12 protein-coding genes are annotated in these 12,824 nt (G+C 61.2%); 11 read left to right on the forward strand and 1 reads right to left on the reverse strand.

What is annotated here, in order from left to right; translation table 11 throughout:
• The first annotated feature begins 7 nt into the window (after positions 1 to 7).
• The 4 genes from BHU62_RS17485 (at position 8) to proX (ending at position 4,459) form a co-directional block, all read left to right on the forward strand.
• Positions 8 to 694 (forward strand): response regulator, encoded by a 687-nt coding sequence (locus BHU62_RS17485; protein WP_016929845.1) that lies wholly within the window; start codon positions 8 to 10, stop codon positions 692 to 694.
• A 407-nt stretch (positions 695 to 1,101) separates the two neighbouring features.
• Positions 1,102 to 2,304: a glycine betaine/L-proline ABC transporter ATP-binding protein ProV gene (proV, locus tag BHU62_RS17490; RefSeq protein ID WP_073533132.1), complete on the forward strand. Its 1,203-nt coding sequence runs from the start codon at positions 1,102 to 1,104 to the stop codon at positions 2,302 to 2,304.
• Positions 2,297 to 3,388, forward strand: a complete 1,092-nt coding sequence (gene proW / locus BHU62_RS17495; RefSeq protein ID WP_073533133.1) for a glycine betaine/L-proline ABC transporter permease ProW — start codon at positions 2,297 to 2,299, stop codon at positions 3,386 to 3,388. Before proV ends, proW begins: the two co-directional genes overlap by 8 nt.
• Positions 3,389 to 3,457: 69 nt before the next feature.
• Complete coding sequence (gene proX / locus BHU62_RS17500; RefSeq protein WP_073533134.1) at positions 3,458 to 4,459, forward strand: glycine betaine/L-proline ABC transporter substrate-binding protein ProX; 1,002 nt, start codon at positions 3,458 to 3,460, stop codon at positions 4,457 to 4,459.
• A 30-nt stretch (positions 4,460 to 4,489) separates the two neighbouring features.
• On the opposite strand, the gene BHU62_RS17505 is transcribed toward proX, so the two are convergent.
• Positions 4,490 to 5,368, reverse strand: coding sequence for a LysR family transcriptional regulator (locus tag BHU62_RS17505; protein WP_064291384.1), 879 nt, complete (start codon positions 5,366 to 5,368; stop codon positions 4,490 to 4,492).
• A 106-nt stretch (positions 5,369 to 5,474) separates the two neighbouring features.
• Here BHU62_RS17505 and BHU62_RS17510 point away from each other — a divergent pair, with 106 nt between their 5' ends.
• The 7 genes from BHU62_RS17510 to emrB all read left to right on the forward strand — a co-directional run bounded on the left by BHU62_RS17510 (position 5,475) and on the right by emrB (position 12,792).
• Positions 5,475 to 6,674: an MFS transporter gene (locus tag BHU62_RS17510; protein WP_073533135.1), complete on the forward strand. Its 1,200-nt coding sequence runs from the start codon at positions 5,475 to 5,477 to the stop codon at positions 6,672 to 6,674.
• A gap of 121 nt (positions 6,675 to 6,795) precedes the next feature.
• Positions 6,796 to 7,542 (forward strand): AzlC family ABC transporter permease, encoded by a 747-nt coding sequence (locus BHU62_RS17515; RefSeq protein WP_073533136.1) that lies wholly within the window; start codon positions 6,796 to 6,798, stop codon positions 7,540 to 7,542.
• Entirely contained in the window at positions 7,532 to 7,879 is a 348-nt protein-coding gene (gene ygaH, locus BHU62_RS17520; RefSeq protein ID WP_073533137.1) for an L-valine transporter subunit YgaH, read from the forward strand. Before BHU62_RS17515 ends, ygaH begins: the two co-directional genes overlap by 11 nt.
• 162 nt (positions 7,880 to 8,041) lie before the next feature.
• Positions 8,042 to 8,560, forward strand: a complete 519-nt coding sequence (gene mprA / locus BHU62_RS17525) for a transcriptional repressor MprA (protein WP_033649766.1) — start codon at positions 8,042 to 8,044, stop codon at positions 8,558 to 8,560.
• Between the two features lie 28 nt (positions 8,561 to 8,588).
• On the forward strand, positions 8,589 to 10,040 hold the full coding sequence (locus tag BHU62_RS17530) for an efflux transporter outer membrane subunit (protein ID WP_073533138.1): 1,452 nt from the start codon (positions 8,589 to 8,591) through the stop codon (positions 10,038 to 10,040).
• Between the two features lie 23 nt (positions 10,041 to 10,063).
• Entirely contained in the window at positions 10,064 to 11,236 is a 1,173-nt protein-coding gene (emrA, locus tag BHU62_RS17535) for a multidrug efflux MFS transporter periplasmic adaptor subunit EmrA (protein ID WP_073533139.1), read from the forward strand.
• Between the two features lie 17 nt (positions 11,237 to 11,253).
• On the forward strand, positions 11,254 to 12,792 hold the full coding sequence (emrB, locus tag BHU62_RS17540) for a multidrug efflux MFS transporter permease subunit EmrB (protein WP_073533140.1): 1,539 nt from the start codon (positions 11,254 to 11,256) through the stop codon (positions 12,790 to 12,792).
• Positions 12,793 to 12,824 lie beyond the last annotated feature (32 nt).

A 12,824-nucleotide genomic window follows, 5' to 3' on the forward strand; every position in this document is an offset into this window, starting at 1 on the left:
CCCGATTATGTCACACCAAACACTGGACGTTCTGATCGTGGAAGACGAGCCGCAACTGGCGACGCTGCACGCGGAGTTCATCGAGAAGAATTTCAACCTGCGAGTGGTGGCTTACGCCGCCACGCTGGCCGAAGCGCGGGCCAAAGCCAACGCGCATCAGCCGCGGCTGATCCTGCTGGATAACTTTCTGCCGGATGGCCAGGGCATCGAGTTGATGGAAGAGCCGGCGGTGAAGAACCCCGCCTGCTCGGTGATCTTCATCACCGCCGCCAGCGACATGCATACCTGCAGCCAGGCGATCCGCAACGGCGCCTTCGACTACATCATCAAGCCGGTGTCCTACAAACGGCTGCGCAATTCGCTCGAACGCTTCATGCAGTTCGTGCAAACCCAGCGCACCTTCAAGATCATCGATCAGGACAACGTCGATGCGCTGTACAACCTGCAATCGAAGCAGTTTTCCAGCGAACCGAGCGCCAAAGGCATCGAAACCAATACCCTCGAGCTGGTGCAGGCGTTGTTTATCGCCCAGCCGGCGGTGGCGCATGCGGTGGAGGACGTGGTTGAGCAGGTCGGCATCAGCAAAACCACCGCCCGCCGTTATCTGGAATACTGCGTCGCCACCCAGTTCGTACGGGTGGAGATGCTGTACGGCAATATCGGCCATCCGCGGCGGCTGTATCGCAAAGCCTGAGGCTGCCATCTGGCTGTCATATTACGGCGATAACATAGCGCCCGACGATATCCCCCTCGATATCGGCACCTGTCGTTAAAACTGATGAAATACTGATGATTTTTGCCCGGCCTCTGGTCGGGTTTTTTATTATCTGAACGGCAGGCGTAGAATCGAAATATCCCCTTGCTTCACGCCGAATTATTTCCCCGAAAACCAGCCCGCGATGGCGAATAACAGCCACCTATTTTGAGGCATGGGCCAAAATACCATAACCAATTAAAACTTTGATGTAAACCACTAATATCCCATTTAAATGACATTGAGGGTTGTCTCAGACATTCACTGTGTTAGGGTAAAAAGCACTATTATCCCCGCTAAGGACAGCTCATATCGCTTTAATTAAATCAGAGGAAACAGCAAATTGCATGGCAATTAAACTCGAAGTAAATAACCTGTATAAGATATTTGGCGAACACCCTGAACGCGCATTCAAACTGCTGGATAAAGGCCTGACAAAAGATCGGCTGTTTGAAAAAACCGGCTTATCGCTCGGCGTAAAAGACGCCACTCTGGCCATTGAAGAAGGCGAGATATTTGTCATCATGGGGCTCTCCGGTTCCGGCAAGTCCACCCTGGTACGCCTTCTCAATCGTCTGATAGAGCCCACCCGCGGTCAGGTACTGATCGATGGTGAGGACATCGCCAAAATATCCGATTCCGCACTGCGCGCCGTGCGGCGAAATAAGATCAGCATGGTATTTCAGTCATTCGCGTTGATGCCGCACATGAATGTCCTGAATAATACCGCCTTTGGCATGGAATTAGCCGACATACCGCTGCAGGAGCGCCAGGAAAAAGCACTGGACGCCCTGCGCCAGGTCGGGCTGGAGAATTACGCGCTGTCTTATCCAGATGAATTATCCGGCGGCATGCGCCAGCGCGTGGGATTAGCCCGCGCCATGGCCAACGACCCAGACATATTATTGATGGACGAAGCCTTCTCGGCGCTCGATCCGTTAATTCGCACCGAAATGCAGGATGAGCTGGTTAAATTACAGGCCCAGCATCAGCGCACCATCGTGTTTATTTCCCACGATCTGGACGAAGCGATGCGCATCGGCGATCGCATTGCCATCATGCAGGGCGGTGAAGTGATCCAGGTCGGCACGCCGGACGAGATACTGAATAACCCGGCCAATGACTATGTACGCACCTTCTTCCGCGGCGTGGACATCAGTCATGTGTTCAGCGCCAAGGACATCGCCCAACGGCGCCCGGTGACGCTGATCCGCAAAACCCCCGGCTTTGGCCCCCGATCGGCGCTGCAGCTGCTGCGCGATGAGGATCGTGATTATGGTTATGTTGTTGAACGCGGGAAGAAATTTATCGGCGTGGTGTCGATAGAGTCGCTGAAAAAGGCGCTGTCCGCCAATCAAACGCTGGACGATGCCCTGCTCGAGGCGCCCGCCGCCGTACCGGCCGATACGCCGCTCAGCGATCTGATCTCCCTGGTCGCCCAGGCGCCGTGCGCGGTGCCGGTGGTGTGCGAAGAACATAACTATCTCGGCATCATTTCCAAGGCCATGCTGCTGCAGGCGTTGGACAAGGAGGGCTCAGCCAATGAGTGATACCACGCAAACCCAAGATCCCTGGGCTACCGCACCGGCCGATACCGGCGCCGCTACCGCCAACGCCGGCGACGCCTGGTCCAGCGCGCCGCCGCCGGCCGCCCATGACGCCGCCGCGCCAGGCGCAGATTGGCTTAGCAGCGCTCCGGCGCAACCGGAACACTTCAGCCTGCTCGATCCGTTCCACAAAGCCTGGGTGCCGTTCGATTCCTGGGTCACGCAAGGCATCGACTGGCTGGTGCTGCATTTCCGCCCGCTGTTCCAGGGCATCCGCGTGCCGGTGGACATGATCCTCAGCGGTTTCCAACAACTGCTGCTGGGCATGCCGGCGCCAATCGCCATCCTGGTGTTCTCGCTGCTCGCCTGGCAGGTTGCCGGTCTCGGCATGGGCGCCGCCACGCTGCTCTCCCTGGTCGCTATCGGCGCCATCGGCGCCTGGTCGCAGGCGATGGTCACGCTGGCGCTGGTGCTGACCGCGCTGTTCTTCTGCATCCTTATCGGCCTGCCGCTCGGCATCTGGCTGGCGCGCAGCAAGCACGCCGCCAAGGTGATCCGACCGCTGCTCGACGCCATGCAGACCACCCCGGCCTTCGTCTACCTGGTGCCAATCGTCATGCTGTTCGGCATCGGCAACGTGCCGGGGGTGGTGGTGACCATCATCTTCGCGCTGCCGCCGATCGTGCGTCTGACCATTCTCGGCATCAAACAGGTGCCGGAGGATCTGATCGAGGCCGCCGAGTCCTTCGGTGCCAGCCCGCGCCAGCTGCTGTTCAAGGTGCAGCTGCCGCTGGCGATGCCGACCATCATGGCCGGCGTGAACCAGACGCTGATGTTGGCGCTGTCGATGGTGGTGATCGCCTCGATGATCGCCGTCGGCGGTCTGGGCCAGATGGTGCTGCGCGGCATCGGCCGGCTGGATATGGGCCTGGCCGCCGTCGGGGGCGTCGGCATCGTGATCCTGGCGATCATTCTCGATCGCCTCACCCAATCGCTGGGGCGCGATCGCCGCAGCAAAGGCACCGGCCGCTGGTACCGCCGCGGCCCCATCGGGCTGCTTACCCGCCCGTTCATCAAACAAGCCTGACGCTTTCCCGCCGGCGGCTACAGCCCCGGCGGGCTAAGGCACCACCACATCGAAAAAAGGGGAAACACTATGCGCACCACGGGCATCTGGGCTCTCGCCCTGACGACGCTGATTGGCTCACAGAGCGTCATCGCCGCTGATTTACCCGGCAAGGGGATCGCGGTACAGCCGGTACAAAGCACCATTTCCGAAGAGACTTTCCAGACGCTGCTGGTCAGCAAGGCGCTGGAAAAGCTGGGTTACGACGTGAAGGAACCGCGCGAAGTGGACTACAACGTCGCCTACACCTCCATCGCCTCCGGCGACGCGACCTTTATCGCAGTCAACTGGGATCCGCTGCACGCCGATCAATACAAGGCCGCCGGCGGCGACGCCAAGTTCTACCGCGAAGGCGTCTACGTCAACGGCGCCGCACAGGGCTACCTGATCGACAAGAAAACCGCCGAGCAGTATCACATCACCAATGTCGAACAGCTCAAGGATCCCAAGATCGCCAAACTGTTCGACACCAACGGCGACGGCAAGGCCGATCTGACCGGCTGCACCCCGGGCTGGGGCTGCGAAGCGGTGATCAACCACCACATCAAGGCCTACGGTCTGAGCAGCACCGTCGAACACAACCAGGGCAACTACGCAGCGATGATCGCCGACACCATCACCCGCTACAAAGAGGGCAAGCCGGTGCTGTATTACACCTGGACACCGTACTGGGTCAGCGATGTGATGGTGCCGGGCCGCGACGTGATCTGGCTGCAGGTGCCGTTCTCCGCCCTGCCGGGCGAGCAGAAGAACGTCGACACCAAGCTGCCTAACGGCGCCAACTACGGTTTCCCGGTCAATACCATGCGCATCGCCGCCAACAAGCAGTGGGCCGAAGCCAATCCGGCGGCCGCCAAGCTGTTCGCCATCATGAAGCTGCCGATCGCCGACATCAACGCGCAAAACCTGCGTATGCATGAAGGCCAGGCCTCGGAAGCCGACATCCAGAACCACGTCAACGGCTGGATCAAGGCGCACCAGGCGACCTTCGACGGCTGGGTGAAAACCGCCGCCGAAGCGGCGAAGCCATAACCACTCAGGGGCGCCGCCTTTGCCGCGCCCCTACCCCGCCATGTCGATGCCGCTGAAATGCAAAAAGCGCTCGGCGATAGTCGACATGGGCTGCGGCCAAATGCAATACACCTGGCGCCGCGGCCCGTCTTCAATCGGAATCGACACCAGCGCGCTTAAGCGTTGTGCGGTCGAGATCGGTACGATGCCCGCCGCCAACCCACGCCGCACCAAATTTTCCAGCCATTCGATATGATCGATTTCAAAACTGACGTGCCGACGAATGCCCGCCGCCTGAAAGGCGCGATCGGTTTGGCGCCGCGCACCGGTGCCGCTGTAAAAATCCACCAGCGGCACTTCCGCCAGCGCCTGCAGGTTCACCCGTTCGCGGCCGGCCAACGGATGCTGCGGCGCCACCAACGCCACCAGCGGCTCATCGGCCAACTGCCGGTGCGACATCGGCAGCAGGTCAGCATCGCCCGGCCAGATGCCGACGAACGCCATATCGCACTTCTGCTGGCGCACGTCTTCCAGCAACGCTTCGCTCATGCCGACGTACAGGCGGATATTCACCGCCGGATAGTGGCGGTGAAACTTGTCGAGCCTTTCGGTCAGAGCCATCACGTTTATCGTTGAAATGGTGCCGATAGTCAGGGTGCCGGACACCGCGCCGTCGGCCGCCGTCACCTCCTCCACCAGCGCCTGCTGCGCCGCCAGCAGGCGCTGCGCAGGGGCCATAAAAGCCTGGCCGGCGGGGGTCAGCCGCACCCGGCGCGAGGTGCGTTCAAACAGCGTACAGCCCAGCTCTTCTTCCAGTTTGGCGATCTGGTGGCTGAGCGCCGACTGTACCGTATGGCAGCGCTGCGCCGCCCGAGTAAAGTTCAGCTCTTCCGCCACCGCCAGCGCATAGCGGATCTGTTTCAGGTTCATGGCATCTATCTTGAAATGAGATAAATAAAATGAAAATTATACATTGGTTTCCCAGCGTACGTTGCCGGATACTGCGCGCCATCTTCTTCCCGTGATGAAATAAACCATGAGCCAACAAAACGCCCATCCGGGCCTCAGCCCGGCGCTGACCGTGCTGATCGCCATCGCTACCGGCCTGGCGGTCGCCAGCAACTATTACGCGCAACCGCTGCTGGAAACCATCGCCACCGGCTTCAACCTGTCGGTCAATCAGGCCGGCTTTATCGTCACCGCCGCACAGTTGGGCTACGCCACCGGCCTGCTGCTGTTGGTGCCGCTCGGCGATATGTTCGAGCGCCGCGGGCTGATCGTTTTCATGACGCTTCTGGCCGCCGGGGGCATGCTGATCACCGCCACCTCCGCCACGCTGCCGATGATGATCCTCGGCACCGCGCTCACCGGGCTGTTCTCGGTAGTGGCGCAGATTCTGGTGCCGCTGGCCGCCACGCTGGCCCACCCGGAAAAGCGCGGCAAGACCGTCGGCATCATCATGAGCGGCCTGCTGCTCGGCATCCTGCTGGCGCGCACCGTCGCGGGCGCGCTGGCGTCGTTCGGCGGCTGGCGCACCATCTACTGGGTCGCCAGCGGGCTGATGATCCTGATGGCGCTGATCCTATGGCGTGCGCTGCCGCGCTATAAGCAGCATTCCGGGCTGAACTATCCGCAGTTGCTGGCCTCGATCTTCAGCCTGTTTTGCCGCACACCGCTGCTGCGCACCCGCGCCATCCTCGGCGCCCTGTCGTTCGCCAACTTCAGCGTGCTCTGGACCTCGATGGCCTTTCTGCTCGCCGCACCGCCGTTCAACTACTCCGAGGGGGTGATCGGGCTGTTCGGCCTGGTGGGCGCCGCCGGGGCGTTGGCCGCTTCGCGCGCCGGCCATCTGGCGGACAAAGGCAAGGCCGGTTTGACCACCACCGTCGGCCTGGTGCTGTTGCTGCTGTCCTGGATACCCATCGCGCTGGCTAAACAATCGCTGTGGGCGCTGATTGCCGGCATCCTGATCCTCGATCTTGCAGTGCAGGCGGTACACGTCACCAACCAGAGCGTGATGTACCGCATCATGCCGGACGCGCGTAACCGACTGACCGCCGGCTACATGACCAGCTACTTTATCGGCGGTGCCCTCGGTTCGCTGCTTTCCGCCTCGGCCTATCAGCATGCCGGCTGGTACGGCGTGGCCGCCGTCGGGGGCGTTTTATGCCTGCTCAACCTGCTGACCTGGTGGCTCGGCAAGCACCACGATCCGCAGGGACCGGCGACAATCTAATTACCGTGCAAATAGTAACTAAAGAAATTTATTAGCGGTGCAGGGTATAAACATTACTCACTCTCTGGTAATGTTCTGGACATAAACTATTGAAGTCCTATCTACCCTGCGACCCACAACCATGCAAAGCCAAGCTGCAGACAGCCTCAATCCGCCCGCCGTCAGCGCCACCTTCGCCAACGGCGTCGTCGACAGTTTGCCGATCGTCATCGGGTATGTCCCGGTGGCGTTCGCCTTCGGCCTCAGCGCCGTCAAACTGGGCTTTTCCCCGCTGGAAAGCATTTTCTTCTCCTGCATCATCTACGCCGGCGCCAGCCAGTTCGTGATCACCGCCCTGCTCAGCGCCGGCATGTCGCTGTGGGTCTCCGCGTTGACGGTGATGGCGATGGACGTGCGCCACCTGCTGTACGGCCCGGCGCTGCGCCATCGCATCGTCTCGCGCATGTCGCCCGGCAAAACGGCATTGTGGGCCTTTGGCCTGACCGATGAGGTGTTCGCCGCCGCCACCGCCAAATTGATACGCAACCACCGCAGCTGGAGCGAAAACTGGATGCTGGGCATCGCGCTTTGCGCCTGGCTCTCGTGGGTAGCCGGCACCGCGCTCGGCGCGCTGTTCGGCAACGGCCCGCTGGAGCAGTTCCCGGTGATCGAAGCGTCGCTCACCTTCATGCTGCCGGCGTTGTTTCTCAGCTTCCTGCTGACCGCTTTCCGGCGCCCGCAGAGCCTGACCATCGCCGCCGCGCTGGCCGGCGCACTGCTTGGCGCAGTGCTGTTCTCCATTCCGGTCGCCATTTTGGCCGGCATCGGCGCCGGTTGCCTCGCAGCCCTGTTCCAGCCCACTCCCGCGGAGGCCAGCCATGAACACTGACGTGCTGGTGATCGGCCTGGTGGTGGGCTGCGCCAATTACCTGTTCCGCTATCTGCCGCTGCGGCTGGCGCCGGCGCGCGCCCAGCCCGGCATCAAGCGCGGCAAGGCCGCACTGCTGCTCGACAGCATCGGTATCGCCTCGATCTGCGCCTTGCTGGTGGTCTCCAGCACGCCGGTGGTGATGCGCGAGCCCGATAAGCTGCTGCCGACGCTGGTGGGCTTCGCCGCGCTGGCGCTGTGCTTCTACCGCAGCAAAAGCATCATCCTGTCGACGCTGCTCGGCGCGACGGCATTTGGCGTCACATTAAAATTGTTAATGTTTTTCGCTCCGGGCTGACGCCGTTCCCGGACGTTTGGCTTCACTTTGGTGTTTTCATGCGCCGCACCTTTACAAACACTGACAAATGACACGAATTGCTAAATTATCCGCACGGCTGAACATTTACATTATTTGTCACCGTCGTTACTATCTCGAACGAAATTAATGAGGCCCTAAATTATGGAAAGCTCGTTTGCCCCCATAGAACAAATGCTGAATTTCCGCGCCAAACGGCAGAAAGATTTCCCTTATCAGGAAATCCTGCTGACCCGCCTGTGTATGCATATGCAAGGTAAATTGCTGGAAAATCGCAATAAAATGCTGAAGGCGCAGGGGATTAACGAAACACTGTTTATGGCGCTGATTACCCTGGATGCGCAGGAAAGCCACAGCATCCAACCTTCTGAGCTAAGCTCTGCCTTAGGCTCCTCGCGCACCAATGCCACCCGCATCGCCGACGAGCTGGAGAAACGCGGCTGGATCGAGCGCCGGGAAAGCGACAACGATCGCCGCTGCCTGCATCTGCATCTGACGCCGCAGGGGGAAGAATTTCTCAGTCAACTGCTGCCGCCGCAGCACCAATGTCTGCATTTCCTGTGGTCCACGCTGACCGACGATGAGCAAAAACAGCTGGAACAACTGACGCGCAAATTGCTGGCACGTCTGGATCAAATGGAAATCACAGAACAGTTATCCTAATTCACAATTTCTGTTCAGGTACCTACTTATGCGATCCCCATTTAACTGGAGATTCACCCCGCTGTTCGCCGTGTTGCTGCTGGCTGGGTGTGCTTCGACCGATAATATTGCCCCGCAATCCACGCTGATGGATCCGCAGAACCTGCAGCTGGCTCAGCCGAAAGTCAGTTCGCTGGCCGTCAGCCCGCAGTGGTGGCGCGCCCTTAAGGATCCGCAGCTGGACGCCTTGATGACGCAGACGCTGCAAAGCTCGCCGACCCTGCGCCAGGCCGCCGCCCGCGTGCGCGAAGCGCAGAGCGTGGTGGGTGAAGCCAGCGCCGCCAACGGGCCGAACCTGGATCTGAACGCCAGCACCCAGCGTCAGCGCGTGCCGCAAAACGTCAACATGGGGCTGGGGTATCCGCATAAGCCGATCTACGAAAGCTCCAACTCGCTGGGGCTGAACCTGGCGTACGAGTTCGACTGGTGGGGCAAATACCGCAATCAGGTGAACGCCGCCAAGGCGCAGGTCAACGCCGCGCGCGCCGAGCAGGAGCAGGCGGCGCTGACGCTCACCAGCTCGGTGGCGTCCGCCTACTACCAGCTACAGAGCAATCTGGCGCTCGAAAAGCTGTTGCAACAGGAAGTGAACAACAATGAGCGCCTGACCGCGCTGCGCCAACAGCGCTATCAGGCCGGCCTGACCGGCGTCGACGTGCCGCAACAAACCCAGGCGCAGTCCGACGTCGCCAAGCAGCAGATCCTGCAATTGCAGTCGCAGATCCAGCAGCTCAGGCACCAGCTCGCCGCGCTGGCGGGCCAGGGGCCGAACGCCATGCAGCACCTGCGGCAGGTGCCGCTGCCCGCAGACAACCTGATGGCGCCGCAGGGCGAGCTGACGGCGGATCTGCTGGGCAAACGCCCGGACATCGCCGCGCAACGCCAACTGGTGGAGTCTTACAGCCAGCGCGTCAGCGCCGCGCGTAAAGAGTTTTACCCCAGCCTGACCATTTCAGCCTTCGCCGGCCTGATGACCACCAATACCAGTGGCACCAGCCCGAATCTGTTTGAAGCGGCCAGCCAGGCCTGGAACGTGATGCCGGCGATTTCGCTGCCGATCTTCCACGCCGGGGCGCTGCGCAGCAAGCTGGGCGAGGAATCCGCGCTGTATGACGAAGCGGTGGAATCCTATAACCAAACCATCCTGAACGCAGTACAGGAGACCGCCGACGCCATCACCATCCAGCAGAGCTCTGCGCAACAGCAGCTGCAGGCGGCGTCCGCGGCCCAGTCGATGCAACAGGTGTACCAGGTCGCCAACGCCCGTTACCAGGCAGGGATTATCGGGCGCGACGAGTTGCTGACCAGCCAGACGCAGCTATTGCAGCAGCAACAGGCGGAGTTGAATGCCAGCAGCAATTTACTGCAGGCGAAGATAGGACTGATCCGCGCATTGGGCGGTGGCTATCAGGCCCCGGCCGCAGCGGATTCAAAAGCATAATAATATAAGGCTTGGAGAAGAGCATGAGCGCAAGCGCGGACATCCAAAACCCGCAGCAGCCGAGCGGCAAAAAGAAGCAGCGTAAATTTTGGCTGCTGTTGCTGACGGTTATTTTCATTGTTATTGGGGTGGCTTACTTAGTGTATTGGTTCCTGGTGCTGCGTCATCACCAGGAAACCGATGACGCCTACGTCTCCGGCAACCAGGTGCAGATCATGGCCCAGGTATCCGGCAGCGTGAACCGCGTCAATTTCGACAACACCGATTACGTCAAGCAGGGCGACGTGTTGCTGACGCTCGATCCGACCGACGCCGAGCAGGCGTTTGAACGCGCCAAGACCGGCCTGGCCAACAGCGTGCGTCAAACCCACCAGCTGATCATCAATAGCAAGCAGTACCAGGCCAACATCGCCCTGCGCAAGACCGATCTGAGCAAGGCCGAGAACGATCTGAAGCGCCGCGTGGTACTGGGCAGCGTTGACGCCATCGGCCGTGAAGAACTGCAACACGCTCGCGATGCGGTCGACAGCGCCAAAGCGGCGCTGGAAGTGGCGGTGCAGCAATACAATGCCAACCAGGCGATGGTGCTGAACACCCCGCTGGAACAGCAGCCGGCGATCCAACAGGCCGCCGCGCAGATGCGCGACGCCTGGCTGGCGCTGCAGCGCACCAAGGTGATCAGCCCGATCACCGGCTATGTCTCGCGCCGCAGCGTGCAGGTCGGCGCGCAGATCGCCGCCGGGGCGCCGCTGATGGCGGTGGTGCCGGCCGATCACATCTGGGTTGACGCCAACTTCAAGGAAACCCAGATCGCCAACATGCGCATTGGCCAGCCGGCGACGGTGGTCAGCGACGTCTACGGCGGCGACGTGGTGTATCAGGGCAAAGTGGTCGGTATCGACATGGGTACCGGCAGCGCCTTCTCGCTGCTGCCGGCGCAAAACGCCACCGGCAACTGGATCAAAGTGGTGCAACGCCTGCCGGTGCGTATCGAACTCGACGCCAAGCAGGTGGCCGATCATCCGCTGCGCATCGGCCTTTCGACGCTGGTGACCGTCGACACCGCCAATCTGGACGGCCGCGTGCTGGCCGACGTGGTGCGCGACAAGCCGCTGTACCAGAGCGACGCGCTGGCGTTGAATCTGGCGCCGGTTAACCAGCTGATCGCCGACGTGATCCATGCGAACGCCGGCTAAGCGCGCGGGAGGCCATCTTGCCACAGAAACCGCTTGAAGGCGCCCAGCTCGCCTGGATGACGGTCGCGCTCGCCATGGCGACCTTCATGCAGGTGCTGGACTCCACTATCGCCAACGTGGCGATCCCCACCATCGCCGGTAACCTCGGGTCTTCCAACTCGCAGGGGACCTGGGTGATCACCTCGTTCGGCGTAGCGAACGCCATCTCGATTCCGATCACCGGCTGGCTGGCGAAGCGTATCGGCGAAGTGCGCCTGTTCCTCTGGTCGACCGCGCTGTTCGTGCTAGCCTCCTGGCTGTGCGGCATCTCCAACAGCCTCGGCATGCTGATCTTCTTCCGCGTGATCCAGGGCGTGGTGGCCGGGCCGCTGATCCCGCTGTCGCAGAGCCTGTTGCTGAACAACTACCCGCCCGCCAAACGCGCGATGGCCCTGGCGCTTTGGTCGATGACGGTGATCGTCGCGCCGATCTTCGGGCCGATCCTCGGCGGCTATATCAGCGACAACTACCATTGGGGCTGGATCTTCTTCATCAACATCCCGATCGGCGCCTTCGTGATCATGGCGGCGATGGCAACGTTGAAGGGGCGAGAAACCAAAACCGAGATCAAACCGATCGACACCGTCGGGCTGGTGCTGCTGATCGTCGGCATCGGTTCGCTGCAGGTCATGCTCGATCAGGGCAAAGAGCTGGACTGGTTCAACTCGACCGAGATCATCACCCTCACCGTCGTCGCGGTGGTGGCGCTGCTGTTCCTGGTGGTGTGGGAGCTGACGGACGACCATCCGGTAGTGGATCTGTCGCTGTTCAAGTCGCGCAACTTCACCATCGGCTGCCTGTGTATCAGCCTGGCCTACATGCTGTATTTCGGTGCCATCGTGCTGTTGCCGCAGCTGCTGCAAGAGGTGTACGGCTATACCGCCACCTGGGCGGGGCTGGCTTCGGCGCCGGTTGGGCTGATCCCGGTGCTGCTGTCGCCGATCATCGGCAAGTTCGGCAACCGGCTCGACATGCGCCGGCTGGTGACCTTCAGCTTCATCATGTATGCCGTGTGCTTCTACTGGCGCGCCTATACGTTTGAACCGGGCATGGACTTCGGCGCTTCCGCCTGGCCGCAGTTTGTCCAGGGCTTCGCCATCGCCTGCTTCTTCATGCCATTGACCACCATCACGCTATCCGGTCTGCCGCCGGAACGCATGGCGGCGGCGTCGAGCCTGTCGAACTTTACGCGAACGCTGGCGGGGTCGATCGGTACGTCGATCACCACGACCCTATGGACGCAGCGCGAATCTCAGCATCATGCGCAGCTGACGGAGTTCGTCAACCCGTATAACCCGCAGTCGCAAGAGATGTACCGGCAGTTGGAGCAGCTCGGCATGAGCAAGCAGCAGGCGTCGGCCTACATCGCCAACGAGATCACCGCGCAGGGGCTGATCATCTCCGCCAACGAGATCTTTTGGCTGTCGGCCGGGGTATTCCTGATCCTGCTGGCGCTGGTGTGGGTGGCGAAGCCGCCGTTCAGTTCCGGCGGCGGTGGGGGCGGCGGCGCTCACTAAGCACCAATAAACGAAACGGGCGCCCTGGGGCG

The organism is Serratia marcescens (genome assembly GCF_001902635.1).
GTDB lineage: Bacteria > Pseudomonadota > Gammaproteobacteria > Enterobacterales > Enterobacteriaceae > Serratia > Serratia marcescens_F.

What these genes read in the sequence shown, in the direction of transcription:
- BHU62_RS17485 (WP_016929845.1), top strand. Translation starts at nt 8, where the DNA reads ATGTCACACCAAACACTGGACGTTCTGATCGTGGAAGACGAGCCGCAA.
- proV (WP_073533132.1), top strand. Translation starts at nt 1,102, where the DNA reads ATGGCAATTAAACTCGAAGTAAATAACCTGTATAAGATATTTGGCGAA.
- proW (WP_073533133.1), top strand. Translation starts at nt 2,297, where the DNA reads ATGAGTGATACCACGCAAACCCAAGATCCCTGGGCTACCGCACCGGCC.
- proX (WP_073533134.1), top strand. Translation starts at nt 3,458, where the DNA reads ATGCGCACCACGGGCATCTGGGCTCTCGCCCTGACGACGCTGATTGGC.
- BHU62_RS17505 (WP_064291384.1), bottom strand. Translation starts at nt 5,368, where the DNA reads ATGAACCTGAAACAGATCCGCTATGCGCTGGCGGTGGCGGAAGAGCTG.
- BHU62_RS17510 (WP_073533135.1), top strand. Translation starts at nt 5,475, where the DNA reads ATGAGCCAACAAAACGCCCATCCGGGCCTCAGCCCGGCGCTGACCGTG.
- BHU62_RS17515 (WP_073533136.1), top strand. Translation starts at nt 6,796, where the DNA reads ATGCAAAGCCAAGCTGCAGACAGCCTCAATCCGCCCGCCGTCAGCGCC.
- ygaH (WP_073533137.1), top strand. Translation starts at nt 7,532, where the DNA reads ATGAACACTGACGTGCTGGTGATCGGCCTGGTGGTGGGCTGCGCCAAT.
- mprA (WP_033649766.1), top strand. Translation starts at nt 8,042, where the DNA reads ATGGAAAGCTCGTTTGCCCCCATAGAACAAATGCTGAATTTCCGCGCC.
- BHU62_RS17530 (WP_073533138.1), top strand. Translation starts at nt 8,589, where the DNA reads ATGCGATCCCCATTTAACTGGAGATTCACCCCGCTGTTCGCCGTGTTG.
- emrA (WP_073533139.1), top strand. Translation starts at nt 10,064, where the DNA reads ATGAGCGCAAGCGCGGACATCCAAAACCCGCAGCAGCCGAGCGGCAAA.